Annotated in this window: 27 protein-coding genes; 12 read left to right on the forward strand and 15 right to left on the reverse strand. The window is 59.9% G+C overall.

From position 1 onward, the window contains the following. Positions 1 to 37 precede the first annotated feature (37 nt). Positions 38 to 1,144: a sugar diacid recognition domain-containing protein gene (locus ACP7E3_RS14230; protein ID WP_046489470.1), complete on the reverse strand. Its 1,107-nt coding sequence runs from the start codon at positions 1,142 to 1,144 to the stop codon at positions 38 to 40. Between the two features lie 161 nt (positions 1,145 to 1,305). Here ACP7E3_RS14230 and ACP7E3_RS14235 point away from each other — a divergent pair, with 161 nt between their 5' ends. After that, a complete protein-coding gene (locus ACP7E3_RS14235) occupies positions 1,306 to 2,616 on the forward strand; it encodes an MFS transporter (protein ID WP_057004162.1) in 1,311 nt (436 codons plus the stop codon). Between the two features lie 38 nt (positions 2,617 to 2,654). On the opposite strand, the gene ACP7E3_RS14240 is transcribed toward ACP7E3_RS14235, so the two are convergent. Then, positions 2,655 to 3,359 carry an SDR family oxidoreductase gene (locus ACP7E3_RS14240; protein ID WP_426123456.1) on the reverse strand — a complete coding sequence of 235 codons (705 nt, stop codon included), beginning with the start codon at positions 3,357 to 3,359 and terminating at the stop codon, positions 2,655 to 2,657. 101 nt (positions 3,360 to 3,460) lie between these two features. On the opposite strand from ACP7E3_RS14240, the gene ACP7E3_RS14245 reads away from it, so the two are divergent. The 3 genes from ACP7E3_RS14245 to rarD all read left to right on the forward strand — a co-directional run bounded on the left by ACP7E3_RS14245 (position 3,461) and on the right by rarD (position 6,496). Beyond that, on the forward strand, positions 3,461 to 4,363 hold the full coding sequence (locus ACP7E3_RS14245) for a LysR family transcriptional regulator (RefSeq protein WP_046383522.1): 903 nt from the start codon (positions 3,461 to 3,463) through the stop codon (positions 4,361 to 4,363). An 81-nt stretch (positions 4,364 to 4,444) separates the two neighbouring features. Then, on the forward strand, positions 4,445 to 5,455 hold the full coding sequence (locus tag ACP7E3_RS14250) for an aldo/keto reductase (protein ID WP_201021069.1): 1,011 nt from the start codon (positions 4,445 to 4,447) through the stop codon (positions 5,453 to 5,455). Positions 5,456 to 5,614: 159 nt separating this feature from the next. Further along, entirely contained in the window at positions 5,615 to 6,496 is an 882-nt protein-coding gene (gene rarD / locus ACP7E3_RS14255; RefSeq protein WP_057004165.1) for an EamA family transporter RarD, read from the forward strand. Between the two features lie 53 nt (positions 6,497 to 6,549). Here rarD and ACP7E3_RS14260 read toward each other — a convergent pair whose 3' ends face one another. From ACP7E3_RS14260 to ACP7E3_RS14270, 3 genes are all read right to left on the reverse strand, one after another. Then, complete coding sequence (locus ACP7E3_RS14260; RefSeq protein ID WP_426123459.1) at positions 6,550 to 7,764, reverse strand: dermonecrotic toxin domain-containing protein; 1,215 nt, start codon at positions 7,762 to 7,764, stop codon at positions 6,550 to 6,552. A 175-nt stretch (positions 7,765 to 7,939) separates the two neighbouring features. After that, positions 7,940 to 9,016, reverse strand: a complete 1,077-nt coding sequence (gene hppD, locus ACP7E3_RS14265) for a 4-hydroxyphenylpyruvate dioxygenase (protein WP_017846293.1) — start codon at positions 9,014 to 9,016, stop codon at positions 7,940 to 7,942. A 245-nt stretch (positions 9,017 to 9,261) separates the two neighbouring features. Beyond that, positions 9,262 to 10,185 carry a DMT family transporter gene (locus ACP7E3_RS14270; protein WP_426123461.1) on the reverse strand — a complete coding sequence of 308 codons (924 nt, stop codon included), beginning with the start codon at positions 10,183 to 10,185 and terminating at the stop codon, positions 9,262 to 9,264. Between the two features lie 78 nt (positions 10,186 to 10,263). Here ACP7E3_RS14270 and ACP7E3_RS14275 point away from each other — a divergent pair, with 78 nt between their 5' ends. From ACP7E3_RS14275 to ACP7E3_RS14285, 3 genes are all read left to right on the forward strand, one after another. Further along, the gene (locus tag ACP7E3_RS14275) at positions 10,264 to 11,178 is read left to right on the forward strand and encodes a LysR family transcriptional regulator (RefSeq protein WP_046383527.1); all 915 of its coding nucleotides are present in this window, start codon (positions 10,264 to 10,266) and stop codon (positions 11,176 to 11,178) included. Positions 11,179 to 11,225: 47 nt separating this feature from the next. Next, the gene (locus ACP7E3_RS14280; protein ID WP_426123464.1) at positions 11,226 to 12,767 is read left to right on the forward strand and encodes an EAL domain-containing protein; all 1,542 of its coding nucleotides are present in this window, start codon (positions 11,226 to 11,228) and stop codon (positions 12,765 to 12,767) included. Positions 12,768 to 12,963: 196 nt separating this feature from the next. Beyond that, complete coding sequence (locus ACP7E3_RS14285) at positions 12,964 to 13,326, forward strand: histone-like nucleoid-structuring protein, MvaT/MvaU family (RefSeq protein ID WP_017846297.1); 363 nt, start codon at positions 12,964 to 12,966, stop codon at positions 13,324 to 13,326. Positions 13,327 to 13,441: 115 nt separating this feature from the next. Here ACP7E3_RS14285 and ACP7E3_RS14290 read toward each other — a convergent pair whose 3' ends face one another. Then, entirely contained in the window at positions 13,442 to 13,978 is a 537-nt protein-coding gene (locus ACP7E3_RS14290; protein ID WP_046383529.1) for a DUF4946 domain-containing protein, read from the reverse strand. 198 nt (positions 13,979 to 14,176) lie between these two features. On the opposite strand from ACP7E3_RS14290, the gene gloA reads away from it, so the two are divergent. Next, positions 14,177 to 14,698: a lactoylglutathione lyase gene (gene gloA / locus ACP7E3_RS14295; RefSeq protein ID WP_108524182.1), complete on the forward strand. Its 522-nt coding sequence runs from the start codon at positions 14,177 to 14,179 to the stop codon at positions 14,696 to 14,698. A gap of 243 nt (positions 14,699 to 14,941) precedes the next feature. Here gloA and ACP7E3_RS14300 read toward each other — a convergent pair whose 3' ends face one another. Next, positions 14,942 to 15,838 (reverse strand): LysR family transcriptional regulator, encoded by an 897-nt coding sequence (locus ACP7E3_RS14300; protein ID WP_046383531.1) that lies wholly within the window; start codon positions 15,836 to 15,838, stop codon positions 14,942 to 14,944. 105 nt (positions 15,839 to 15,943) lie between these two features. On the opposite strand from ACP7E3_RS14300, the gene ACP7E3_RS14305 reads away from it, so the two are divergent. Further along, positions 15,944 to 16,939, forward strand: coding sequence for an aldo/keto reductase (locus ACP7E3_RS14305; protein WP_104903242.1), 996 nt, complete (start codon positions 15,944 to 15,946; stop codon positions 16,937 to 16,939). 129 nt (positions 16,940 to 17,068) lie between these two features. On the opposite strand, the gene ahpF is transcribed toward ACP7E3_RS14305, so the two are convergent. The 3 genes from ahpF to ACP7E3_RS14320 all read right to left on the reverse strand — a co-directional run bounded on the left by ahpF (position 17,069) and on the right by ACP7E3_RS14320 (position 20,381). After that, positions 17,069 to 18,634, reverse strand: coding sequence for an alkyl hydroperoxide reductase subunit F (gene ahpF / locus ACP7E3_RS14310; RefSeq protein ID WP_079443890.1), 1,566 nt, complete (start codon positions 18,632 to 18,634; stop codon positions 17,069 to 17,071). A 117-nt stretch (positions 18,635 to 18,751) separates the two neighbouring features. Then, a complete protein-coding gene (gene ahpC / locus ACP7E3_RS14315; RefSeq protein WP_010210361.1) occupies positions 18,752 to 19,315 on the reverse strand; it encodes an alkyl hydroperoxide reductase subunit C in 564 nt (187 codons plus the stop codon). Positions 19,316 to 19,448: 133 nt separating this feature from the next. Beyond that, positions 19,449 to 20,381: a site-specific integrase gene (locus ACP7E3_RS14320; RefSeq protein ID WP_046383535.1), complete on the reverse strand. Its 933-nt coding sequence runs from the start codon at positions 20,379 to 20,381 to the stop codon at positions 19,449 to 19,451. Between the two features lie 170 nt (positions 20,382 to 20,551). Between ACP7E3_RS14320 and ACP7E3_RS14325 the strand changes: the two genes are divergently transcribed. Next, positions 20,552 to 21,559, forward strand: coding sequence for a DNA-binding protein (locus tag ACP7E3_RS14325; RefSeq protein ID WP_046383536.1), 1,008 nt, complete (start codon positions 20,552 to 20,554; stop codon positions 21,557 to 21,559). Here the strand turns inward: ACP7E3_RS14325 and gorA are convergent, their stop codons facing one another. Both gorA and galU read right to left on the reverse strand, forming a co-directional pair. Then, positions 21,560 to 22,918, reverse strand: a complete 1,359-nt coding sequence (gorA, locus tag ACP7E3_RS14330; protein ID WP_057004173.1) for a glutathione-disulfide reductase — start codon at positions 22,916 to 22,918, stop codon at positions 21,560 to 21,562. Positions 22,919 to 23,023: 105 nt separating this feature from the next. Continuing rightward, positions 23,024 to 23,863 (reverse strand): UTP--glucose-1-phosphate uridylyltransferase GalU, encoded by an 840-nt coding sequence (galU, locus tag ACP7E3_RS14335; protein ID WP_003212579.1) that lies wholly within the window; start codon positions 23,861 to 23,863, stop codon positions 23,024 to 23,026. A gap of 310 nt (positions 23,864 to 24,173) precedes the next feature. Between galU and ACP7E3_RS14340 the strand changes: the two genes are divergently transcribed. Both ACP7E3_RS14340 and ACP7E3_RS14345 read left to right on the forward strand, forming a co-directional pair. Beyond that, positions 24,174 to 24,359 carry a hypothetical protein gene (locus ACP7E3_RS14340; protein ID WP_017846306.1) on the forward strand — a complete coding sequence of 62 codons (186 nt, stop codon included), beginning with the start codon at positions 24,174 to 24,176 and terminating at the stop codon, positions 24,357 to 24,359. A gap of 192 nt (positions 24,360 to 24,551) precedes the next feature. Then, positions 24,552 to 24,833, forward strand: a complete 282-nt coding sequence (locus tag ACP7E3_RS14345; RefSeq protein ID WP_017846307.1) for a hypothetical protein — start codon at positions 24,552 to 24,554, stop codon at positions 24,831 to 24,833. Positions 24,834 to 24,842: 9 nt separating this feature from the next. On the opposite strand, the gene ACP7E3_RS14350 is transcribed toward ACP7E3_RS14345, so the two are convergent. From ACP7E3_RS14350 to ACP7E3_RS14360, 3 genes are all read right to left on the reverse strand, one after another. Continuing rightward, on the reverse strand, positions 24,843 to 25,073 hold the full coding sequence (locus ACP7E3_RS14350; protein ID WP_102617064.1) for a hypothetical protein: 231 nt from the start codon (positions 25,071 to 25,073) through the stop codon (positions 24,843 to 24,845). Positions 25,074 to 25,150: 77 nt separating this feature from the next. Continuing rightward, positions 25,151 to 26,068: a c-type cytochrome gene (locus tag ACP7E3_RS14355; RefSeq protein ID WP_026139942.1), complete on the reverse strand. Its 918-nt coding sequence runs from the start codon at positions 26,066 to 26,068 to the stop codon at positions 25,151 to 25,153. Next, the gene (locus tag ACP7E3_RS14360) at positions 26,065 to 26,712 is read right to left on the reverse strand and encodes a c-type cytochrome (RefSeq protein ID WP_046383540.1); all 648 of its coding nucleotides are present in this window, start codon (positions 26,710 to 26,712) and stop codon (positions 26,065 to 26,067) included. Before ACP7E3_RS14360 ends, ACP7E3_RS14355 begins: the two co-directional genes overlap by 4 nt. Positions 26,713 to 26,874: the final 162 nt, after the last annotated feature.

Below are 26,874 nucleotides of genomic sequence, written 5' to 3' on the forward strand. Positions count from 1 at the left end.
GCTGGTCCGATGCACAAGTGCGAACCCGGCTTGTTGGTCATTCCGACAAAACCTGGGGCAGCAGCTGGACGCCAAGGTACAGCGCGAGCATGCCATCCAGCGTCAACGGGTCGACTCCGCTGAGTTCGGCAATGCGCTCCATGCGGTAGCGCAGGCTGTTGCGGTGAATGCCCAACGCATCGGCGCATGCCTGGCTTTGCCCGTCGTGTTCGCACCAACTGCGCAAGGTCGCCTGCAGTTGGCCGTTGTTGTCCTTGGCCAGCACTTTTCGCAGCGGGTTGAGCAATTCGTCCAGGGCATCATCGTTGCGATGCCGCCAGAGCATCACCGGCAGGCGATAGCGGTTGAGGGTCAGCAGCCGTGAATGCGGCAGGACATCGCGGCCGTAGGCCAGCAGGTCGCCCACGCGTCGATAACAACGACGCAACCCCGCCAAGCCATCGGCTTGCCCACCGACCGCCACCCGCAGAATCGTCCAGCCCAGGCCTTCGAGCTTTTCCAGCAGGCGCGGATTGTCCACCGGCACCGCCGCCGGCCGGCACCATAGCAGCGAATACTGCGCGGAGCTGACGCACCAGCTGTCCGGATAGCGCGACGTCAACCAGGCGCTCAGCGCTTCCGCCGTCTGCCCCGCCCCCAACTCGAACAGATACGGCGTGCGCGCCATCTGCGGCTTGAGCCCCAGTTGCTGCGCCTCATCCACCAGGCGTGGCGAGTCGCCGGTGTCGGCCAGCAGCAACGCCAACAGATCGTCGCAGCGCTGGCGTCGCCATTGTTGCTCGGCTTGCTGATGCCGGTGGCTGACCAGCATTTCTGCGGTCATGCGTACCAGTTCGGCATACGTGCGCAGCCCCTCCGGCTCGCCGGTAATGCCGAGCACGCCGATCAGGCGCTGGTCGTGCATCAACGGCAGGTTGATGCCCGGTTGCACGCCCTTGAGGTGCTTGGCGGTCTGCCCGTCGATCTCCACCACGCGGCCGTTGGCCAACACCAGTTGCGCGCCTTCATGCCGCGTGTTGATGCGCTCCGGCTCGCCGCTGCCGAGGATCAGGCCCTGGCTGTCCATGACGTTGACGTTATGCGGCAGGATCGCCATGGTGCGATCGACGATATCCTGCGCCAGGTCATGATCCAGCTCGAACATGGGGCTAATTTCCTTGAAAGCGGCGGTTGTTCATCGGCACAGCGCAAAGGATGCTTCACTGTGCGCGAGCACAAAGACAGCACCCCGCCAGGTGGCCGAGACTCATGGGGCGATCAACGTTACCCTCGCATCGCAAAAAATCATAATAAAGAGAGACTCCCATGTCACAGAGCGCCGTTGCACCACTGGCCACCGATGACGATAAAAACGCCATCTACAAGCGCATTACCCTGCGCCTGATCCCCTTCATTTTTATCTGCTACCTGTTCAACTACCTTGACCGGGTGAACGTTGGCTTTGCCAAGTTGCAGATGCTCGATGCGTTGAAGTTCAGCGAAACCGTGTACGGCCTGGGTGCCGGGATCTTCTTTATCGGCTACGTGCTGTGTGGCGTGCCGAGCAACCTGGCGCTGACCAAGTTCGGTCCGCGGCGCTGGATTGCCTTGATGATGATCGTCTGGGGCGCGCTGTCTACCTGCCTGCTGTTCGTCACCACGCCGACGCATTTCTATACGTTGCGCCTGTTGACCGGTGCCGCCGAAGCCGGCTTCTTCCCCGGTGTGGTGCTGTATCTCTCGCAGTGGTTCCCGACGTTCCGCCGTGGGCGGATCATGGCGTTGTTCATGTCGGCGATTCCGGTGTCCGGCCTGTTGGGCAGCCCGTTTTCCGGCTGGATACTCAACCACTTCGGCGCCGGCCAAGGCGGGCTCGCCGGCTGGCAGTGGATGTTCCTGTTGCAAGGCATCCCGACCGTAATCCTGGGCGCCCTCGCCTATTTCCTGCTCAGCGACAGTTTTGCCAACGCCAAATGGCTCCAACCGCATGAGCGCGCAATGCTGGAAGCCGACCACGCGACTGACCTGGCGAACAAGCCGAAAACCACCACCGATTCCCTCGCCGAAGTGTTCAAGAACCCGGCGATCTGGGCGTTCGGCTTGATCTATTTCTGCATTCAGAGCGGCGTCTACGCGATCAACTTCTGGTTGCCGTCGATCATCAAGAACCTGGGTTTCAGCGATAACCTGGTGATCGGCTGGCTCAGCGCAATTCCCTACCTGCTGGCCGCGGTGTTCATGTTGCTGGTGGGCCGCTCCGCCGACTTGCGCAAGGAGCGGCGCTGGCATTTGGTAGTGCCGATGTTGATGGGCGCGCTGGGCCTGGTGATCGCGGTGAATTTCGCCACCACCCCGGCCATCGCCATTCTCGGCCTGACCATCGCCACCATGGGCGCCCTCACCGGCCTGCCGATGTTCTGGCCGGTGCCCACCGCCATGCTCAGTGCGGGCGCGGCGGCAGGTGGCCTGGCGTTGATCAACTCGATGGGCCAGATGGCCGGCTTCCTCAGCCCGTACATCGTCGGCTTTGTGAAGGATGCCACCGGGTCCACGGATATCGCGCTGTACCTGCTGGCGGCGGTGATCGTCGGCGGCAGTGTGTTGGCACTGCGTATGACCCGCACCCTCAAAGTCTGACAGTTGGAGCAGGCTTGCTCCTACTCTGGGTTGGGGATTTACAACTGGCCGCCGCCGTCGATATCGATCACGGCGCCGGTCATAAAGCCATTTTCCATGGCCAGCACAAACCCCGCCGCCACTTCGGCGGCCTGCCCGACACGACCTACTGGCAATGCGCCCTCCACCTTGGCAAACATCGCCAGGCGCTGCGTGTCGTCCAACCCGGCATACGCCGGCGTGTCGATCACGCCAGGGCTGATCACATTCACCCGACGCGGTGCCAGCTCCTTGGCCAATTGCTTGCCCAGCGCTTCGGTGGCGGCATTGATACCGGTCTTGATGAACTGACCGGGCGCCAATTTGCGCCCCAGTTGACCGGAGGTAAGGCTGATGCTGCCGTGCTCGTCGAGGAACGGCAGCGCCCGTTGAATCGCACGCAACGAACCCCAGAGTTTAACGTTGAAATTATCCTGGGCTTCGTCCAGGTCGGTGTCGATCAGGTTCTTGGCGCGCACCGACGGGCCGGCGGTATAGACCAGATGATCAAAGTGCCCCACGGCTTCGAACAGGCGTTGCAGGGAGGCGCTGTCGGTGACGTCCACCGGTTCGCTGCGCACGCCGTTATCGACGCCGGAGGACACACGCCGTCCGGCCAGCACCACCTGCGCGCCACGCGCGGCTGCCGCCTTGGCCACTGCCGCGCCAATGCCGCTGCTGCCGCCGATAACGATGACAGTTTTACCGCTGAGGGAATGGGTCATGGGGAAAGATCCTGGGTCAAAAAATGAGCGTTCATCTTCCCAGCTTGGCAATCAGCGAAAAATCCCGGTAAAACGACAAGATATTTAAAGGATTTTTACAAATGAGCTCGATTCTCGACCTGGAAGTCTTCGTGCGCAGCGCCGACACCGGCAGCCTGTCGGCGGCCGCGCGCAGCCTCAGCCTCACGCCGGCCGCCGCGAGTATTGCGCTCAAGCGCCTGGAAACCCGCCTGGGCATACGGCTGCTGGCGCGCTCCACCCGCAGCATGCGCCTGACCGAGGAAGGCCGACGCTATCTGGACAGCGTGCGCGTGGCCCTGGAAGCCCTGTCCGAAGGTGAACAGGCGATCAAGCAACAAGGCCAAAGCCTCAGCGGTTGGCTGCAATTGGCCGCGCCTTCGGATTTCGGGCGCAACGTGCTGCTGGGCTGGCTGGATGAGTTCAAGCTGGAGCACCCGAACATCCGCGTTCAACTGTTGCTGAACGACAGTAACGCCGACCTGTTCCGCGAAACCGTCGACATCGCCCTGCGCTTCGGTGTACCCCGTGACTCCAGCCTGGTGGCGTTGCCAGTGGTGCCGGACCACCGCCGCATCGCCTGCGCCAGCCCCGCCTACCTCGCGCGCCATGGCGCACCGAGCACGCCGGCAGAACTGGCGCAACACAATACGCTGCGCTACATGCGCCAGGGGCGGGCCAACAACACCTGGTACTTCCGCCAAGGCGCCGAGCTGCAGGAAGTCGAGGTGACGGGCGACTATTTGAGCGATGACGGCGAAATCGTGCGGCGCTGGGCATTGGCCGGGCATGGCATCGCCTATAAAGCCAACCTGGATATCGCCAGCGACATCCAGGCCGGGCGCCTGGTGCCACTGTTGACCGACTGGCAGGGCGAACCCACGCCCTTCAATCTGATGTGCCCCCATCGCCTGCAAGTGTCGGAACGGGTGAAAGTGTTGCATCGCTTCCTCCAGACACGTTGCCGGACGCTGCTGAGCGTATGAAGAAACACGCCCAGGGCTTGTCCCAGAGCCTGCGAGTCTGGTATTGCATGGCACACGTTTTCCTGATTTGAGGAGCTTTGCATGATTTATCGCACGTTGGGCCAATCCGGGTTGAAGGTCAGCGCCTTGACCCTGGGCACCATGATGTTTGGCGAACAGACCAACACCGAAGACTCGTTGCGCATCATCGACAAGGCCTGGGACCAGGGCATCAACTTCATCGACACCGCAGACGTTTATACAGGCGGACGTTCGGAAGAGCTGGTCGGTGAAGCCATCGCCCGCCAGCGTCAGGATTGGGTGGTGGCGTCCAAGGTCGGCTTTGGCCCACCGGACGGTTTGCCCAACCGCAGCGGTTTGAGCCGCAAGCGTATTTTCAATGCACTGGAAGCCAGCCTGACCCGCCTCGACACCGACTACCTGGATATCTACTACCTGCACCGCGAAGACCACAACACCCCGCTGGAGGTCAGCGTATCGGCGATCGGCGACCTGATTCGCCAGGGCAAGATCCGTTACTGGGGCCTGTCCAACTACCGCGGCTGGCGCATTGCCGAAGTGATTCGCGTGGCCGAGCGCCTGGGCGTGGACAAGCCGGTGATCAGCCAGCCGCTGTACAACATCGTCAATCGCCAGGCCGAGATCGAACAGATCACCGCCGCAGCCGCCTATGGCTTGGGCGTGGTGCCTTACAGCCCACTGGCCCGTGGCGTACTCAGCGGAAAATACGCACCCGATGCCACGCCCGAGGCCGGCAGCCGCGCCGCGCGGCAGGACAAGCGTATTCTGGAAACCGAATGGCGGGTCGAGTCGCTGCGCATTGCCCAGCAAATCCAGCAATACGCCAAAGAACGTGGCGTGGGGATTGTCGAATTCGCAATCGCCTGGGTACTGAACAACGCGGCCGTCAGCTCTGCGATTGTCGGCCCGCGCACCGAAGCGCAGTGGGATGCGTACACCGGCGCACTGGATGTGAAGCTCACGGCTGAGGACGAGGCCTTTATCGACTCGCTGGTGACGCCGGGGCACTCGTCCACCCCGGGCTTCAATGATGTCGGTCACTTTGTGTCGGGCCGCATGGCACGCACGTAACCCCCCGGAAAATCGCAGTTCACTGCCCTTCTACCGAGGGCAGTGAGCAAAACCTGGATGAAACGCCCCAAAACAGAGCCACCTTCTGACGCCAAAAGCACTATATTCCCCTGCTGAAATCCCCCCTCTTTTGTATCCAACGGTTTTCGCGAGGACAGCGTGTCTAAAGGTGTTGTGTTATCGGTCTTGGCTTCGGTGTTGTTTGCCGTGATGTATTACTTCACGTCGCTGCTGACGCCCTTGAGTGGCCTGGAGATTTTCGGCTGGCGCATGTTACTCACCGTGCCGTGCATGACGGTGTTCATGCTCATCAGCGGCGAATGGCGACGGGTATGGGACGTGCTGCGGATGCTGGCGGCCAGGCCGCGACTGATCGGCGGCATCGTGGTGTCCTCGGCGCTGCTCGGTGTGCAATTGTGGCTGTTCATGTGGGCGCCGCTGAATGGGCGCAGCCTGGATGTGTCGGTGGGCTATTTCCTGCTGCCGCTGACCATGGTGCTGACCGGACGCCTGGTGTACGGCGAACGCTTGTCGCGGCTGCAACAGATCGCGGTGTTTTTTGCAGCCCTTGGGGTGCTTAACGAACTGTATCAGGCCGGTGGTTTTTCCTGGGCCACGCTGGTGGTGATCATCGGCTACCCGGTCTATTTCGTGGTGCGCAAATACCTGACCACCGACCATTTGGGCGGGCTGTGGCTGGACATGGCGCTGATGCTGCCGGTGGCCTGGTGGTTTGTGCAAAGCGGCGAACAGGGCTTTGCGGTGATGGCGGCCCATCCGAAACTGTACGCATTGATCCCGATGCTGGGCGTCATCAGTGCCTCGGCGCTGGTGAGCTATATCATTGCCAGCCGCTTGCTCGCATTCAGCCTGTTCGGGTTGCTCAGTTATGTGGAGCCGGTCCTGCTGCTGGGGGTGGCGTTGCTGCTGGGTGAAGGTATCAAGACGGGCGAATGGCTGACCTACATCCCGATCTGGCTGGCGGTGATGGTGCTGGTGTACGAAGGCTTCAAGCACCTGGTGCGCCAACGCAGGGCATAAGCGCGAGAGCGTGGGGCGCATCCATGCCCTCCTGCTCAGGGCTGCGCCGCCATTCAGCGGGTTTGCACCTGGACTGTTGGCTGAACAGGCGTGCCGAATTGCTTTTCCAACATGTCGGCCAAGGCGTTCAGTCGCTCGCGCCCTGAGCCGTAGAACGGGATGTCGCTCTGCACTTGATTGCCTACCTCTTCCAGGGAGGCATCCATCACTTCTTTCTTGACGCCAAACAGATTGCCCAGTCGATTGCCCTGGTTCAGCTCGAGCAACGTGCCTGTGACCGGGTTCTTGGCGATTTTTTCGATAGAATAAGCCACGTCTTCAGGAACGCCCAACGCCTCCAGCGCCGTCCCCAGGCCATGGCCTGGGTTTCTGAGCTGCTTGAGGAATTCGCCGTAGAGCCCATTCAGATCATTGGCGCCCACATTGCTCAGGATCAGATTGCCGACATCCGCTTTGTATTCCTGAGGCGTCATCAGTACGAGCGGGTCGTTATTGTTCAGCCCGTTACGCACTAAGTAGAGACCATCCTTGCTACCGCCATGCAGGTTGCCGTAAGCGTCATAATTGTAAATCACCTTATTGCCATCCTCGCGTGTCCCGATGTAGGTGGCCTTGCCATCCGGCGACAGGCTGTGGAGGCGCGTGTCGGTCAGGCCGTTGACGGGCACCGGCGGGGTGCTGGCGTCTTTGTCCAGACGCGTAAAGATGTCCCCCTTCTCATACCCATAACTGCCGACCACCGCATTGATATCGCCAGCGGCAAATTTCCCCAGCACCTGCTTGACCCGCTCCACTTGCTTTGGCGCCGCGTCACTGGAGAAGTGTGCGGCAAGCTGGTCCACCTTCTTTGGATCGCTGAGCGCCGCCTTGAGCGAGGCTGTCATTTCTTCACGGGTGTTGAATGCGTGAAACGACTGACCTTCTTGCTCCGGCAAATACATCAGAAAGTTCGGCCCTTCGGCGGTCGCCGGCGTGCGCTTGGCCATGACGATGTCTTTGGCTTGCGCGCCATCGACGGCAAAGGTCGACACCTGCACACCGGGTGCTCCCGGTTTGCCAGGCCTTACGACGGCAGTCGCCAGCGCTCGCCCGCCGGCACTCAGCGAACCGTCGCGGAACTCTGACTGTATGCGGTCCATGTAGCTTTGAAACGCCTGGTCGACTGGGTCCGAGTCGCTGGTCGAGCGGATGCTGCGAGTGGACACTGCGGGCTCGTTTTGCGCGTAAGGGGTAAGCGGATGTTGGCTTGCATAGGATGTATTGATCATAAAATGTATCCCGACGTGACTACTGAAGTTCGGCATCCCTGCATCAAGGCACAGGAGGTTTCCTGCGGCCCTGCCATCTTTGTGGACGCGGTTCGAAATACAGTTCCTCACACCTGGCGTACAAAAAAACCCGGCAGAGGCGACCTCGACCGGGCTTGTTGTGACGAGAAGGTGATCAGTCGGTGTTCAGTACACCGCGGCGCACCTGGTCACGCTCGATGGACTCGAACAGCGCCTTGAAATTGCCCTCGCCGAAGCCATCATCACCCTTGCGCTGGATGAATTCGAAGAACACCGGGCCCATCAGGGTTTCCGAGAAAATCTGCAACAGCAGGCGTTTGTCGCCTTCAATGGACGAACCGTCGAGCAGGATGCCGCGCGCTTGCAGTTGGTCCACCGGCTCGCCATGGTTCGGCAGGCGACCTTCGAGCATTTCATAGTAGGTATCCGGCGGCGCGGTCATGAAGCGCATGCCGATCTTCTTCAATGCGTCCCAGGTCTTGACCAGGTCGTCGGTGAGGAACGCCACGTGCTGGATGCCTTCACCGTTGAACTGCATCAGGAACTCTTCGATCTGCCCGGCGCCCTTGGACGACTCTTCGTTGAGCGGGATGCGGATCATGCCGTCCGGGGCGCTCATGGCCTTGGAGGTCAGGCCGGTGTACTCGCCCTTGATATCGAAATAGCGCGCTTCACGGAAGTTGAACAGTTTCTCGTAGAAGTTGGCCCAGTAGGCCATGCGCCCGCGATACACGTTGTGGGTCAGGTGATCGATGACCTTGAGGCCGGCACCGACCGGGTTACGCTCTACGCCTTCGAGGTAGACGAAATCGATGTCGTAGATCGAACTGCCTTCGCCGAAACGGTCGATCAGGTACAACGGCGCGCCGCCGATGCCCTTGATCGCCGGCAGGTTCAGCTCCATCGGCCCGGTGTCGATATGGATCGGCTGGGCGCCCAGTTCCAAGGCGCGGTTGTAGGCCTTTTGCGAGTCCTTCACACGGAACGCCATGCCGCACACCGATGGGCCGTGCTCGGCCGCGAAGTAGGAGGCGATGCTGTTGGGTTCGTTGTTGAGAATCAGGTTGATCTCCCCCTGGCGATACAGGTCAACGTTCTTGGAACGGTGGGTCGCGACTTTGCTGAAGCCCATGATCTGGAAGATCGGCTCCAGGGTGCCTGGGGTGGGCGATGCGAATTCGATGAACTCAAAGCCCATCAGGCCCATTGGGTTTTCGTATTGGTCAGCCATTTTCGGCGCCTCTTCATTCTTGGGATGAACGGATGTCAATTGCCAGCAAGGATGAAGTGGGAGGGAGGCGCACACGAGAGACCTCGCACGCTGCGGGCGAGGAAGTCACCGAAGATGAGGGGGGAGCCGAGTAGCTTCATGGGTACATCAGTCTCTGACGGCTGAGGCTTGCGTGAGCGCAAGTCCATATTCTTGTATGCGTAAATCGATTCTACACAGCGTAACAGTGTTTGTCCGCACTCTTATCAAATCCCCATTGGCCTGCTCGGAGCAAGGGGTTTGTTGCACAGGTAGATACCGAGCAGGATCACCGCGCCGCCCAACAGCATCGGCAGAGTCAGTCGCTCATCCAGCAACACCGCGCCGCAAATGACGGCGGTCAGCGGATTCAGCGCGATAAACACACCGGCGCGGGTCGCGCCGATTCGGCGGATGCCGTCGTACCAGCCGATATACGCCAGCGCCGAGCCCAGCACCCCGAGGTACAACAGGCTGAACAGTTGCGGCCAATGCACGGCGGCCAGCGCATTCAGGCTGATCCTGCCACTGATGAGGGTGGTGGCCGTCAGCATTACTGTCCCCAGCAGAATCGACCACGTGACTGTTTGCAACGCGCCCAGGCTGTGATTGAGCTCACGGGAACACAATGAGTACACGCCCCACCCCACCACGCAGCCGAAGATCAGTAAATCGCCGACCCACGCGTTGGCTGCGGCCTGCAGCAGTTGGGGATTGCGGCTGACAATCACCGTGCCCGCGCCGACCAGGCACAAGGCAATCCCCAGCCACTTGGCCGCGCCCAGGCGCTCCTTGAACAGCCACCATGAAGCCACGCCGATCACTGCGGGGTTTAGGGCCACGATCAAGGAGGCTCGCGATGCATTGATGTAATGCAGGCCGTAAAAGAAGCACAGGTTGTAGAAAAAGATGCCGAAAAAACCCAACACGGCCAGGCGCACCCATTGCCTGGCGTCAGGGCGAGTCAGGCGCACGCGTGCGCAGGCCATGAACAGCAACAGCGCAACGCTCGCCGATAGAAAACGCAGGGTCGCGGCCAGCAGCGGGTCAAGGTCGGCCGCCAGGTAGCGGCCGGCCACAAAGGTCCCGCCCCAGATCATGGTCACAGCGGTGAGCTTCAGATAAGTCGAGCGGTCGGAGGAAGATGTCATCGGCGGGTTGCTCTGTGGCCTGTAGGATTGGCGTATCCTCCAGCTAATGATCAATCATCGTAAAATGAGTAAATACTCATGACCCTCACGCAATTGGAAATATTCTCGCGGGTCGCCGAACTGCAAGGTTTCACCAGTGCGGCCCTTCGCCTGGGGATCAGTCAGTCTGCCGTGTCCCATGCGATCAAAGCCCTGGAGCAAGAGCTGGGGGTGGAGTTGTTTCGACGCCATCAGTCCCCAATCGAACTCAGCGACATCGGCCGGCAACTGCTGATGCGCGCCCGCACGTTGCTCGGCGTGGCCGACACCTTGCAGCAGGAAGCCTGCGACGCGCGCGGGATGAAACGCGGTACGCTGCGCATCGGCTCTTTCGGCCCCACCTCATCCAATCGCCTGCTGCCGCGCATTCTTAAGCGCTATCGGCTGCAGCATCCGGGCATTGAAGTGCATGTCGACGAAGGCCCGGATCGCCAAGTGATCCAATGGCTGGATGAGCGGCGTATCGACGTCGGGTTTGTGGTACTGGAGCACGAGCGATTCGATACGTTTGCGCTGTTCAAAGACCAGATGGTCGCCCTTTTGCCCGCCGCCCACCCCTTGGCCGAACGCCCTTGCGTGGCACTGAAGGCGCTGTGCACCGACCCGTTCATCCTCACCGAAGCCGGCTCGCTGGAACTGGTCTCGCGACTGTTCGACAGCGCCCGGTTGACCCCGAATGTGCGTTATCGCTGTTCGCAATTGCTCAGCACCCTGGAGGCGGTGAGTCGCGGCGACGGCGTCAGCGTGGTGGCGCAGGCGTCGCTGCCCGAAACGCCGGATGCGCGCTACACCGTGCGCCCGCTGTCGCCGCCGGTCAGCCGCGAAGTTGGCCTGGCGGTGCTGGATCAACGCCAGTCGACGCCGGCGACCCTGGCCTTTATTCAAGTTGCACAAAGCGTGGATTTCTCTGCCGCGGCGAGCTTAATTGAGCCCGGCCATCTATCATCGAGTTAATCCTGCGCCTTGCGGCGTTCCGCCTCCCACCACAGACCGTTCGCCCCATGCCCCTGACCGTCAACGGCCCGCAAAAACGCGCCACCCGCTACCTGATCAGCGCACTCAGCGCGCTGCTGCCAATCGGCCTGGGCATACTCATCCTGCACTGGCAGGCTGAACGCACGCTGCAACAAAGTACCGCGCAGATGGCCCAGGAAGCGGTGCGCCAGTTCGACCTGATGCTCGACAACACCGCCCTCGCCGCCCAGGCCTTGCTGCCACTGGCCGGCCAGCCCTGTGACAGCGGCGTGCAGCTGGCACTGCGCGAGCAAGTCACGCGCCGGCCGTTTGTCCGGGCAACCACCTTGTCCTGGCAGAAAAACATCTATTGCAGTTCCTTGTTCGGCGGTGGTTATGAATCGCAGGTCAACCCGGGCGATTATGTCGATGGGCGCTTGTGGTTGATGGATGGCAACCCGGTCACACCGGATACCGCGCTGCTGGTATACCGCCTGGTCGACGGCGATCAAGGCGCCTTTGCGTCGATTGACGGCTACCACCTGACCAACGCCCTGCGCCTGATCAGCCGCCACGCAGAGCTGGTCCTGCAGGTCGGGCCGCACTGGATGGGCGCTGACGGCAAGGTGCAGGACACGGCGCTACCGGTATTTGCCGTGGCCCATCACCATCTGGTGTCGCCGCGTTATCACTACAGTGTCGACGCCGGCCTGCCGGCCGGGGAAACCTGGCGCTATATGCAAGAGCGTTACCCGGCGCTGTTCAGCCTGGTGGTGTTCTTCGGTGTACTGGCGGGCGTGCTGGCTCACTGGCTGCAGAAACGCTCGTCGGCCCCGACCCACGAGCTGCAACGGGCCCTGGGTGCCAATGAGTTCGTCGCCTATTTCCAGCCGGTGGTACGCGGCGATACGCGCGAGTGGGCCGGCTGCGAAGTCTTGATGCGCTGGAACCACCCCAAGGAAGGCCTGGTGCGGCCGGACCTGTTCATTCCGCTGGCCGAGGATTGCGGCCTGATCGTACCCATGACGCGCGCGCTGCTGCGCCAGACGGCAGCGCAACTGGCGCCGCATGCCGAGCGTTTTCCCCGTGGTTTCCATATCGGCGTGAATATCACCGCGCGTCATTGCCAGGACTTGGCCCTGGTGCAGGACTGTCGCGAGTTTCTCGCGGCCTTCCCGCCTGGCCAGGTAACCTTGGTGCTGGAACTGACCGAGCGCGAGCTGATCAACCCTACGGACATCACCCGCCGCCTGTTCGATGCGCTGCATGAACTGGGCGTGATGATTGCAATCGATGACTTCGGTACCGGTCACTCCAGCCTGGCCTACTTGCGCAACTTCAATGTCGACTACTTGAAGATCGATCAAAGCTTTGTCGCCATGATCGGTGTAGATCCACTCTCGCGGCATATTCTGGACAGCATCATAGAGCTGTCCGGCAAGCTCGACTTGGGCATCGTTGCCGAAGGCGTGGAAACAATCGAGCAATGTGAATACCTGGCGGCACAAGGCGTGGATTTCCTGCAGGGTTACCTGTTCGGGCGCCCGCTGCCCTGCGATGAGTTCATTAAATCCCTGATCAGCCATTGAATAGCCATCTACCGCGCCGATGAAAGAGTGTTAATTAGCTAAAGACATGATTTACTCGTGACGGATTAACTACTACAATTTTTCATACCTGTGCAGAACTCGCAGGAAGGCTTCTTTCTTGAGTCGCCTTACAGCTCTTGGCTTATAGCGTTATCTGCAGTTGATATCAGCCAAATACACTATTGGAGTAAAGATTTTGTCCAGACTCGCCGAATTTCGCGCAGCAGAAAAAGCCCTTCAAGAGCAGCTTGCCCAGCTGGAATCTCTGAAGAACGACGCTGGCCTGAAGAAAGAAATCGAATTCGAAGAAAAGCTGCAAGCGTTGATGAAGAGCTATGGCAAGGGCCTGCGCGATATCATTTCCATCCTTGACCCTAACCCAGGCAAGGCCGCAGCGGTCGCCACCGCACCAAAACAGCGTCGCGCACGCGTGGTCAAGGTTTACCAGAACCCGCACACCGGCGAACTGATCGAGACCAAAGGCGGCAACCACCGCGGCCTGAAAGCCTGGAAAGAACAGTACGGCGCTGCCACTGTAGATTCCTGGCTTCGCGGCTGATCGACAACGCACTTGCAAAGAGCCCCGCAACAGCGGGGCTTTTTTTGTTTAAACGTTCGAATGCGAACTTAAATAACATTTCACTTTGTTCAAAAACGCTTACCGTGGGGCCTTTTCAAAGTTTCAGGCTGTCGCGCACCGAACGGACTTCATCCTTGCTCGCTTCGTATGCTTGCGCCTGGCCTGCGTATGAAAAAACAAAGGCTTTATCGGTATCAACAGCGCCCACCAATGTTTGCGAGAGTACGTGGCGGCCGTTCTCGGTAATCACACAAGTAGTTTCCAGCGCCTCAAGACGACTCAATGTTGTAGGATGCATCTTGCTGCACACACTTTGATAGCCGCCCTGGGCAAAGTCTTTCTGGATGGACTTGCGCATTTCCAGTAACACGCCCTCAAGATTGACGGCATGCCCGGCCTCGATCGGCGTGCCCGTCAACTCCATGACCATCACTGTCGCGCCATTTTCATCATTCTTGATTGCCCGTTGCCGAGACACCGGTTGAGTGTTGGCGGGCGTCTCCCCGGCAGGCTCCACTTCCTCGATTTGCCAGCCGCTGGGCCAGTGAATTTCCGGTTCGGCCGCCAGCGCCATAGGGCTACCCAATAACAAACACAACGTGCTCAACAACGCTGTACGACATTCGCTCATTAAAAAAACATCCCAGGTTCAAGCGCCGAAGTTTGCGGCCCAGCCCCTGCGGCTCGCAAGGCCTGCGTGGGCTTTTTCATTTGGCGCGGCGGGCGGGCCTTGCGTATCATGGCCCAGCCGCACGAATGCTTGCCGCAAGCCAAGGGAACGCACCGCTCATCTCACGCCGCGTTTGCCCCATTTTTTTCTGGAGGGCCCATGAGCCTGCACGATCTGAACACTTTCCCGGGCGTCACCGCCCAGCCTGACACCGCCACGTCGAACTTCGTGTTCAACCACACCATGCTGCGGGTCAAGGACATCACCAAATCCCTGGATTTCTACACCCGCGTCCTGGGGTTCTCGCTGCTCGAAAAGCGCGACTTCCCGGAAGCCGAATTCAGCCTGTACTTCCTCGCACTGGTGGACAAGGCCCGGATCCCCGCAGACGCCACCGAGCGTACCCAGTGGATGAACTCGATCCCAGGCATCCTGGAACTGACCCACAACCACGGCACCGAAAACGACGCCGACTTCGCCTACCATAACGGCAACACCGACCCACGCGGCTTTGGCCATATCTGCATTTCGGTGCCGGATATCGTGGCCGCGTGCGAGCGCTTCGAAGCCCTGGGCTGCGACTTCCAGAAGCGCCTGAGCGATGGCCGCATGAAAAGCCTGGCGTTCATCAAGGACCCGGACGCTTACTGGGTGGAGATCATTCAGCCCACGCCGCTGTAAAAATCCGACACCATCAAAATGTCCAATGCCACGCCTAGCGTGAGGACATGAGACGCCAAGAAAACCTACACGGCGCAGCCCTCCGCTCACTGAAGCACTGGCGCTTTGGTGGGCTGGGGGCCATATGGGTGTGCAGCGGTTGCACGCGTGGGCATGTCAGAACCAGGCCCCGGCAATCGCAATGACACGACCCAGGCCGGCGGACGTCATCGCGCAATCCCCAAGCGTGCCACGAATGGCGTGTTACGCAGACTCTCCATAACGAAAGAATTCTATGAAGGCCCGCAATGCAGGACGCATCAGTCGCCGGGAAGGATAGTAGATATAAAAGCCATCGAAGGGTGGACACCATTCTTCCATGACGGAAATCAGCCTGCCTGCGCGGACATCGGCCAAAACGCTTTCCTCAAACAAAAAAGCCAGCCCAATGCCATCGAGGGCGGCCTGCCTCATCAGTTCCTGCTGTGGCAGGATCAGATTGCCGTTCACCCCGACACTGACGGCATGCCCGTCGCGCTCCAATTCCCAGCGGTAGATACGGCCACTCTGGAACCTGCGGCGGATGCAGTTGTGTGCGGCCAGGTCGCGGGGGTGCAGAGGTTTGGGATGCCCGGCGAAGTAAGCCGGGGCCCCAACGATCATGCCGCGCCGTGCCCCACCAGCACGTACCGCGATCATGTCGATCTCCAGGCTCTCCCCGAGCCTGATCCCGGCGTCACACCCTTCCTCGACTATGTTCTCAAACGTATCCGAAACGCGAATGTCGAGCTCAATCGCAGGATAGAGCGCCACGAATGCCGGCAGTCGACGCATGATGACTTCCTGGACAGCGAGGAGCGGCATCGTGATCCGTAAGGGACCAGAAGGCGCAACAGCATCCTCCGTAACTTCCGCGAACCCGGTTTCGATTTCGGCGAGGGGGCCTGTGACCCGTGCCAGAAGGCGTTCGCCCTCCTCTGTCGGGCGTGTCGAGCGTGTGGTCCTTGCCAATAGGCGCAGCCCCAAGGCGCCCTCTAACGTGGAGACCGCATGGCTGACCGCAGAAGGCGCGATGCCGAGTTGATCGGCCGCCGCGCGAAAGCTGCCTGTCTTGGCGACGGCGACGAAAACGACGAGTTGGGAGAGCTGTGTTCTGTCCATTGTTCTAAATTTTAGATCAACACAATCTCGCTTGCACGGGTTATCAGTGCTAGTCGCTCGCTCTACCCTGTTCGTATTCCGGCTAACTTCACAGAGGAACACGTTATGGAACATCGCAAATTAGGCAAAATCGACGTCTCGGCCATCGGTTTGGGCTGCATGGGACTGAGCCAGGCCTATGGCGTCCAAGATGAAGCCAGTTCAATCCAGACACTGCATCGTGCAGTCGAACTTGGCGTAACCTTCTTCGATACTGCCGAGGTTTATGGCCCGTATCGCAACGAGATACTTCTGGGCAAGGCGCTCAAGCCGTATCGGGAACGCGTGGTCATCGCGACGAAGTTTGGCTTCATCTACAACCGGGATCGGAACGATTTCGGTGAAATCACCGGAACGGATGGCCGTCCCGAAAATGCCCGAGCCGTCGCGCACGCTTCGCTCAAGCGCCTCGATACCGACGTCATCGATCTCTACTATCTGCACCGTGTCGACCCAGCGGTGCCCATCGAAGAGAGTGTCGGAGCAATGGCCGAACTGGTCACCGAGGGCAAGGTTCGCGCGATCGGCCTTTCCGAAGTCTCTGCCGAGACATTGCGCCGAGCCCACGCCATCCACCCGATCACCGCGTTACAGAGCGAATATTCTCTGTGGACGCGTGATGTCGAAACCAATGGCGTTCTCGACACTTGCCGCGAGCTGGGCATTTCCTTCGTGCCGTTCAGCCCGCTCGGCCGCGGCTTCCTGACCGGCAAGGCGCCCGTTACCGCCACGCTGGAAGCGGGAGATTTCCGACACAATCTGCCGCGCTTCCAGCCTGGGCACGTCGAGGCAAACCGCAGGTTGGTGAGCGTGATCGAAGAAATCGCCGCCGCAAAAGGAGTGAGCGCTGCGCAAGTCGCCCTGGCTTGGGTGCTGGCCCAGGGCAACGACATCATTCCGATCCCCGGTGCGAAACGCCTCGAACATCTGGAGCAGAACGTCGCCGCGACCCGCCTGAAATTGACCGAAGAGGAATGCACCTGGCTCGAAGCGACGTTCTCGCCCGAAAACATCTCGGGCGACCGATACCCGGCAGCGTTTGAGGTGATGTCTCAAAAATAAAACCCGCACTGAAGGTGCAGACCTTGTGTATCGGGCAGCGGCGTAGCCCAGCAAAATACGCTACCGAAACCATCCTGAAATAAAAAACCCCATGTTTACACACGGGGTTTTTTATTTACGGCGCGGACTTCAGGCCGGCGCCGAGGTCCGGATCAGGTGATCGAACGCGCTCAGCGAAGCCTTGGCGCCCTCGCCCACCGCAATCACGATCTGCTTGTACGGCACAGTGGTCACGTCACCGGCAGCAAATACACCCGGCAGTGACGTTTCGCCACGCGCATCGACAATGATCTCGCCCCGGGGCGACAGTTCGACGGTGCCTTTGAGCCAATCGGTGTTGGGCAACAAACCGATCTGCACAAAGATGCCTTCCAGGCCGATGGTCGTGAACTCGCCATTGTCGCGATTCTTGTACACCAGGCCGGTGACTTTCTGGCCATCGCCTTTAACTTCACTGGTCAGTGCGCTGGTGATCACGTCGACATTCGGCAGGCTGAACAGCTTGCGTTGCAACACAGCATCAGCCCGCAGCTTGCTGTCGAACTCGAGCAAGGTAACGTGGCTGACGATGCCGGCCAGGTCGATGGCCGCTTCGACGCCGGAGTTACCGCCACCAATCACCGCTACGCGCTTGCCCTTGAACAGCGGGCCATCACAGTGCGGGCAGAAGCACACGCCCTTGGCCTTGTATTCCTGCTCGCCCGGAACGCCCATTTCACGCCAGCGGGCGCCGGTAGCCAGGATCACCGTCTTCGACTTGAGCGTCGCACCGCTTTCAAAACGGATTTCGTGCAAGTCACCGGCATTTTTCGCCGGCACCAGGCTGCTGGCACGCTGCAGGTTCATGATGTCCACGTCGTACTGACGCACATGAGCTTCAAGCGCGCTGGCCAGTTTCGGCCCTTCGGTTTCCTGTACCGAGATAAAGTTCTCGATGGACATGGTGTCCAGCACCTGGCCGCCAAAACGCTCGGCTGCCACACCGGTACGGATACCTTTGCGCGCAGCGTAGATAGCCGCCGCCGAACCGGCCGGGCCACCGCCGACCACCAGCACATCGAATGCCGCTTTGGCACTGATCTTCTCGGCGGCTTTTTCGATACCGCTGGTGTCGAGCTTGGCGAGGATTTCTTCCAGGCCCATGCGGCCCTGGCCGAAGTTCACACCGTTGAGGTAGACACTTGGCACGGCCATGACCTGGCGCTCATCGACTTCGGCCTGGAACAGCGCGCCGTCGATGGCCACATGCTTGATGTTCGGGTTCAGCACGGCCATCAGGTTCAGCGCCTGGACCACGTCCGGGCAGTTCTGGCATGACAGCGAGAAGTAAGTCTCGAAGCTGAACTCGCCTTTGAGCGCGCGAATCTGTTCAATCACTTCGACACTGGCCTTCGACGGGTGGCCACCGACTTGCAGCAGGGCCAACACCAGCGAAGTGAATTCATGCCCCATGGGGATGCCGGCAAAACGCAGGCTGATCTCGGCACCCGGGCGGTTGATGGAAAACGAGGGCTTGCGTGCATCGTCACCCTCGGTTTTCAGGGTAATCAGCGTGGTGAGGCTGGTTACGTCCTGCAAAAGTGCAAGCATTTCCTGGGATTTCGCGCCGTCATCGAGGGAGGCGACGATCTCAATCGGCTGGGTGACCCGTTCCAGGTATGACTTCAACTGAGCTTTAAGATTGGCGTCCAACATACGGGCGATTCCTTTGAATTTGGTAAAAAAAACGCCCGAGCGAATCTCGCCCGGGCGTTTTTGAGGGCGGTTGCAGCTTACTTAGGTGCGGAATCCCGCCCTTGATGTGTCACAGACTTAGATCTTGCCGACCAGGTCCAGGGACGGAGCCAAGGTGGCTTCGCCTTCTTTCCACTTGGCTGGGCACACTTCGCCTGGGTGGGCAGCGACGTACTGAGCGGCTTTGATTTTGCGCAGCAGCTCGGAAGCGTCACGACCAACACCGCCGTCGTTCAGCTCAACGATCTTGATCTGACCTTCTGGGTTGATCACGAAAGTACCGCGGTCTGCCAGGCCGGCTTCTTCGATCAGCACGTCGAAGTTGCGGGAGATGGTCAGGGTTGGGTCGCCGATCATGGTGTACTGGATCTTGCCGATGGCTGGCGAGGTGTTGTGCCAGGCAGCGTGGGCAAAGTGGGTGTCGGTGGAAACGCTGTAGATTTCGACGCCCAGCTTCTGGAATTCGGCGTAGTTGTCAGCCAGGTCTTCCAGCTCGGTCGGGCAAACGAAGGTGAAGTCGGCCGGGTAGAAGAACACTACGGACCATTTGCCTTTCAGGTCAGCGTCAGACACGTCTACGAAGTTGCCGTTTTTGTAGGCGGTCGCTTTGAACGGTTTTACTTGGCTGTTGATGATAGGCATCGTTGACTCTCCGTCAGGGGTTGGTAAGTTGATGAAGTGAATCCTACCCACTCTCTTGGCCGATGGCTCATTGGCAAACCTGATGCTCGCGATTGGCTTTCTCTATCAGCCGACAGTATTAATAGAAGAAACCTCAAATCAGCGGCGCAGTTGCCAGGGTCATGCCTAGAAAGGGTGTCGCTTCAACATAGCGCATGGCGGATTTCATGTCGTTCCAGCCGACGTAACTCATCAACGACTTCAAATCCCAACCACTGCGATGGGCCCACGTGGCAAAGCCCCGACGCAGGGAGTGGCTGGTGTAGTGCTCGGCCGGAATGCCCGCACGCTCCAAGGCCTGGCGCAACAGCGGGATCACGCTGTTGGGGTGCAACCCCGCCTCGCCCAGGTTGCCCCAGCGGTCAATCCCGCGAAACACCGGGCCGCGGACCAGCGCCGAAGCGCTGAGCCATTCACTGTAAGCCTGCACCGGGCACAGCCGCAGCAATGCCGGGGTTTGGTAGGTCTTGCCGAGGTTGTCGCGGTCGCTTTTGCTGCGTGGCAGGTACAGGCTGATGCCGGCCCCGGGCACGGCCTGGACGTGCTCGATGCTCAATCGGCACAACTCATCACTGCGAAAGCCGCGCCAGAAGCCGAGCAGGATCAATGCACTGTCGCGTTTGGCGCGCAACAGCCGGGCGGGGTCCTGGGCTTCGCTCGCTGCGCGCGCCTCCCCTTCCAGGCACGCAACCACCTGTTCCAGATGCTTGAGCTGCAACGGCTGCGCCTGCTTTTCCCGCGCCGGGTGTACGGCGCGAATTCCCTTGAGCACCTGGCGCACGACCGGCGCCTTGGTCGGGTCGGGAAAACCCTGGCTCGTATGCCATTGCGCCAATGCCGAAAGGCGCAACTTCAAGGTATTCACCGCCAACACCCCGGCATGGGCCACGAGGTAACGCGCCACGCTGTCACTGGTGGCGGGCAGGAATCCGCCCCAACTCACCTCGAAGTGCTCGATGGCTGCGCGATAGCTGCGGCGCGTGTTATCGCGGGTAGCGGCGTTGAGGTAACGATCCAGATCGCTCATGAAAGCCTTTTCGTACTGCTGATAGGGCGCACTCACGGTGAAAACCGCGCTGACACGGGATAATACGCCAATATCCCATCTGTTAGATCATGATTTTTAACTCGTTTTTATTCATGATATGATATGCAAATACATACCATGTACCACAGTACTAAATCGACGGAGACCCCATGGCTCGTGGCGGCATAAACAAAGCAGTCGTTCAAACGGCACGCCTGGCGATCCTCGCCCGCGGCGAAAACCCCAGCATCGATGCGGTACGCATCGAAATGGGCAATACCGGCTCGAAAACCACGATTCATCGCTACTTGAAGGAACTGGACGAGAGCGAAACGCGGCAGACCATCACCGAAGCGCCCATCGACGATGAACTCGGCGAACTGGTGGCACGGCTTGCCCAGCGCCTGAAAGAGAAAGCCCAAGAGCCCATCGACCTGGCCCTGGCGCAATTCGAACAACAGAAAACCGCCCTGCTCGCCCAGCTCGAAACGCTGCAAGCAGCCCACAACCAACTGCAACAGCAATTCGATATCCAGGCCGCGGCCCTTGCCGAAGAAAGCGCAGCCCTGCAAACCGCCAGCACCAGCCTGCAGACCGAACAAACCCGTAACGCCGGGTTGAGCCAGGCATGCAGTGACTACGAGCTGCGCATCAGCGACAAGGACGAACAGATTCGCTCGCTGGAAGACAAACACCTGCACGCTCGGGATGCCCTGGAGCATTACCGCAACGCCATCAAAGAGCAGCGCGAACAGGAGCAGCGACGCCACGAAGGCCAGGTGCAACAGGTCCAGGCGGAACTGCGCCAGGCCCAGCAGAGCGCCATGGTGCGCCAGGACGAGATCACCCAGTTGCACCGCGACAACGAGCGCCTGCTGATCGAACATCGGGTGACGGTGAAGGAGTTGGCGGCACTGCAGGAGCAAGTGCGCAAGGACCAGGCGCAGCAACTCAACCTGAGCGAACAGTTGAAGCAGATCGACAGCGAACGCACCCTGCTCCAGGAACGCCTGCGGGTCGCGGTGCAAGACAGTCAGTCACGCCAAGCCGCGCTGAGCGAATTCCAGCAGGCCAACAAGGCGCTGGAGCTGGACCTGATCAAGGCTCAGGCCAGCATCGAGGCGTTGCGTCTGACAGCCGCCGTTGCAGCGACCGCCGAGGCAACGCCCAGCACCTGATCAGTCGGCCACGGGCGTTCGCATGGTGACGAACTCTTCGGCCGCCGTCGGGTGTACGCCAATGGTTTCATCAAAATGCTGCTTGGTCGCGCCCGCCTTGAGCGCGATCGCCAAGCCCTGCACGATTTCCCCGGCGTCCGGGCCGACCATATGGCAACCCAGGACCCTGTCGGTGTCGGCGTCGACCACCAGTTTCATCAGGGTTTTCTCCTGGCAGCCGGTCAATGTCAGCTTCATCGGCCGGAAACGGCTTTCGAAAACCTTCACCTTATAGCCTTTGCCCTTCGCATCTTCCTCGCTCAGACCGACCGTACCGATGTTCGGCAGGCTGAACACGGCCGTCGGGATCATCGCGTAGTCCACCGGACGATACTGCTCCGGCTTGAACAAGCGACGCGCCACGGCCATGCCTTCGGCCAGGGCCACTGGGGTCAACTGCACGCGACCGATCACATCGCCAATCGCCAGGATCGACGATTCGGCGGTCTGGTACAGGTCATCCACTTCGACAAAACCGCGCTTATCCAGTTTGACCCCGGTGTTTTCCAGGCCCAGGTTATCCAGCATCGGCCGACGGCCGGTGGCGTAGAACACGCAGTCTGTTGCCAGCACGCGCCCGTCTTTGAGGGTGGCCTTGAGGCTGCCGTCGGCTTGCTTGTCGATCCGTTCGATATCGGCATTGAACTGCAGATCCAGGCCACGCTTGGTCAATTCTTCCTGCAGATGCTTGCGCACCGCACCGTCAAAACCGCGCAGGAACAAGTCGCCGCGATACAGCAAAGACGTCTGCGCACCCAAACCATGGAAAATTCCGGCGAACTCAACGGCGATATAGCCACCGCCAACCACCAGCACGCGCTTGGGCAGCGTTTTGAGGAAGAACGCTTCATTGGAACCGATCGCGTGCTCATGCCCCGGTATCTGCGGGATCTGCGGCCAGCCGCCGGTCGCGATCAGGATGTGCCTGGCCGTGAAGCGCTCGCCATTGATTTCCACCTGATGCGGATCGACCAGTCGCGCATGCCCTTCATGCAGGGTCACGCCGCTGTTGACCAGCAGGTTGCGATAGATGCCGTTGAGGCGGTTGATCTCGCGGTCCTTGTTGGCGATCAGCGTCGCCCAGTCAAAGTTCGCCGCCCCCAGGGACCAGCCGAAACCGCTGGCCTGCTCGAAGTCTTCGGCAAAATGCGCGCCGTAGACCAGCAGTTTCTTCGGCACGCAGCCGACGTTCACACACGTGCCGCCCAGGTAGCGGCTTTCCGCCACGGCCACCTTGGCGCCAAAACCGGCGGCAAAGCGCGCAGCACGAACACCGCCGGAACCGGCGCCAATCACATACAGGTCAAAATCGTAGGCCATTTCACTCTCCTCGGCAGGCAATCAGCATACCGACTTAGTTGGGGGCGAAAAACGAAAAAGCCACCCGAAGGTGGCTTTCTCTTACAACAGGCGGGCAACCGTGAATCAGTAAGCCTTGCCAGTCTTGTAGAAGTGCTCGTAGCAGAAGTTGGTCGCTTCGATGTAGCCTTCGGCGCCACCGCAGTCAAAACGACGACCCTTGAACTTGTACGCGATCACGCAACCGTCTTTGGCCTGCTTCAACAGGGCGTCGGTAATCTGGATCTCGCCACCCTTGCCCGGCTCGGTTTCTTCGATCAGCTTGAAGATATCCGGGGTCAGGATGTAACGACCGATGATCGCCAGGTTCGACGGAGCATCTTCAGGCGCTGGCTTCTCGACCATGTCGCGCACGCGGATCAGGCCATCGCCGATGTCGTCGCCGGCGATCACGCCGTACTTGTTGGTTTCTTGAGGATCGACCTCTTGAACCGCGACGATGGTGCAACGGTACTTCTGGTACAGCTTGACCATCTGGGTCAGTACGCCGTCGCCTTCCAGGTTCACACACAGGTCGTCGGCCAGTACCACGGCGAACGGTTCGTCACCGATCAGCGGACGGCCGGTCAGGATGGCGTGGCCGAGGCCTTTCATCTGGGTCTGACGGGTGTAGGAGAACGAGCACTCGTCGAGCAGCTTACGGATACCGACCAGGTATTTTTCCTTGTCGGTGCCTTTGATCTGGTTTTCCAGCTCGTAGCTGATGTCGAAGTGGTCTTCCAGCGCGCGCTTACCACGGCCGGTAACGATAGAGATTTCATTCAAACCGGCATCCAGTGCCTCTTCGACGCCGTACTGGATCAGTGGCTTGTTCACCACCGGCAGCATCTCTTTGGGCATGGCCTTGGTCGCTGGCAAGAAGCGAGTGCCGTAACCGGCTGCTGGGAACAAGCATTTCTTGATCATATGGGTCCTTACAAAGGGCTGTGCGTACGGAATTCGGCGCAGTCTAATCAGGCCGCAGTCACCTTACAATGGGTCCTGCTGGCGTTGCGATGTCATCATAGAGAAAAAATGTCGGCGTAAGTTCCGCTAATCCTACAAAGAGCTTCACCAATACCCCGACAAAAACAGCGTAGCCCTGTGGCTTGAAAAGGGCTGCAACCCTTTTAGCACGCTTTGGCGCCGCAAACATTGACCTGGAATAACTTGGGCGGTGGCGCGACAATTGGCGCTATCATTACGCCCTTGAACCAGACTACGAGATTGTTAATAGATGTCAGAACCCAAAGGCGTGAACGGCTACCTGATCACTAAGCGAGCGGACGGTTGGCACCTGATCAACTTCCACGGCGACAGCGTCGCTGGCGCATTCGCGACCGAGAGCCAGGCAACTGCGGTTGCAGAAGTGTTTGTGGATGAAGCGGGCCACGCATCGAGCAAGCGACCGAAGGGCAAGTAAGCCTTGGAAGCTGCGTAAAAAAGCCCCGGTGAACGGGGCTTTTTTGTATCTTTTGTCTAACCCTGGAATAGGCTTACACCTGACTTTCAGAACGAGACATGTCTATACGTAGATGGCAGTTCGCTATAGTCTCGTCGAAACGCCCCACGACAGTGTCAGCGCGCCCTCCAACACCCTCGATGATGAACACACATGAACAAGATTCTGGCACTCACTGCAGTATTGGCGCTCGCCGGCTGCACGACCACATCTGATGTCTACCTGAAAAACGGCGAACAAGGCCTGACCATCGACTGCTCGGGCGAAGCCAATTCCTGGGCCAGTTGCTACGAAAAGGCCGACGCCTCTTGTGCGGGCACCGGCTACCGTATCGTCGGTACCGAAGGCACGCCTTCGCTCAAGGAAAGTGAAAAGACCCTGGGCCAGGACGTGGGCAACTTCAAAAGCCGCAGTGTGGTGGTGGTCTGCAAGTAAGCGTTACGTCTACAGCTGGATATCGGCAAACTTGATACCCAGGCCACGGACGGTCTCCACCAGGTCATCCAGGCGCGAGAAAGATTCGACTTCATCCTGATCGTCCACCAGGAAAAAACTGCGACCGCCGCTTTTCTTGAAGAATACGATCCATTCCCCGAGGTCAGCCGGGTTCTGGATGATGTGAGTGGCCGATATCTGACCTTCGGCCTGGCGAGCCCTGACGTGTTCACGCTTCATGAAAGACTTCCCAAAAAAGACACATGCCGCACAAACCGAGGGTTTGCGCGGCATTTTTGCGTTGATTGGGCGAGAGTCTAACGGATGCCCTGCCCAATCAACACGCCTTCTACGGTTTGGCCGTAGAGATTGACCCCATCGTTGGCGTGGAATTTGACCCGGGTTTTCTCCACGGAACCGTCAACCAGCCGCGGGTCCTGCGGTCGCTCGTGGCTGTTGACGTAGGCCGCTACGTCCCAGGCTTGCTGGTCGCTCAGGCTGCCACCCTTGCCCAGCGGCATGTTGTGCTTGATGAAGGACGCCGCAGTATTGATACGGTGCATGCCGGCGCCCCAATTGTAGGAGTCCTTCCCCCACAACGGTGGCATCACGTAACTGTCACCGACCTTCTGGCCCTGCCCTTCGGGGCCATGGCAGACGGCGCATTGCCCTTTGTAAACCTGCGCGCCCCCGGACAGGTCATAACCCTTGGCCGGTTGGGCCACGTCGGGATACCCACGGCCTGGTAACTCCACGCCCAACGGTGCTTTGCTGGCCAGCCAGTAGGCGTACACCGAGAGCGCGGTAATTTCGCGACTATCAGCGGTCGGCGGCGTACCGCCGTTCATGCTGAATTGGAAACACCCCTGCAACCGCTCGGCAAAGGTGTTGACCTTGTCGTTCTTCTTTCGATAGGCCGGATACATCGGGTAGGCGCCCCACAGCGGCGCCGAGTTGGCCAGGCGGCCCTGATCCAGGTGGCAATTGCTGCAGTTGAGCCCGTTACCGACGAATGTCGGCGCCAGGCGTTTGGTATCCACGAACAACGCGTAGCCCTCCTTGACCAGCTTGCCGTAGGCATTGTCAGGCAGCTCGCTCTCTTGGGGCGGCTGGAATTGACTGACAGCCGCATGGCCGGCAGAAGGCTGCAACTGCGACTGGTCTTCCATGGCGATCGTTGCGGCGTGGGCGGACGGCAGACCCAACAGTCCTAGAACTAAAACAAACGGGCTCATGGCTTGGCCTCCAGTTTCAGTGAGGCGAAATACTGGGCCACGCCCTGTACTTCATCCGGCGTCAGGGATTTTGCGATGTGGCCCATCAGGTCATTCGGGTCGTTGTGACGGGTGCCGTTTTGCCAGGCCGTCAACTGTGCTGCCAGGTAGGTGGCAGGCTGACCGGCAAGAGGCGGGAACGTGTCGCCGACACCCGTACCGGCAGGACCATGGCAACTTGCACATGCCGGAATCTGCCGCTCCCAGGCGCCCTGCTGGGCGAGCTTTTGCGCAGCACCGATAGGCATCTCGCTGCGATGGATCGGTTGCGGGACGGCGCCTGGCATCGCCGCCAGCGCCTGGCTGACAGCGTCGATCTCGGCGTCAGTGAGGGCATTCGCCAAGGGTTGCATCACCGGGTTGGCACGCGTGCCGCGCTTGAAGTCTTCCAACTGTTTACGCACATACAGGGCCGGCAACCCCGCCAACCTGGGGAAGCCCGCGGCGGCGAGCCCCGCGCCATCGGCACCATGGCAGGCTACGCAAGGCATGGCGCCCGGCTGCGAGCCGCCCTCGGTGAATATCTTCTTCCCATCCAGCGCGTGGGCATTGCCCAGCAGCAACATCAGCGCACTGCCTATCAGTACTCGTTCCAGAGACATCATCACGGCTCCATTTTTTATAGTTATATATTTAGGCGTTTATGTCATAAGCCTACAAATGGTAGGAGAACCTTCCCATCACGACAACTGCGAAAACGCGCGCAAAAAAAAGCCTGACACCGCAATGGCAGGTCAGGCTTTTTTATCGGATTCAAACGGACCGTG

Source organism: Pseudomonas sp. PSPC2-3, assembly GCF_049898265.1.
GTDB lineage: Bacteria > Pseudomonadota > Gammaproteobacteria > Pseudomonadales > Pseudomonadaceae > Aquipseudomonas > Aquipseudomonas veronii.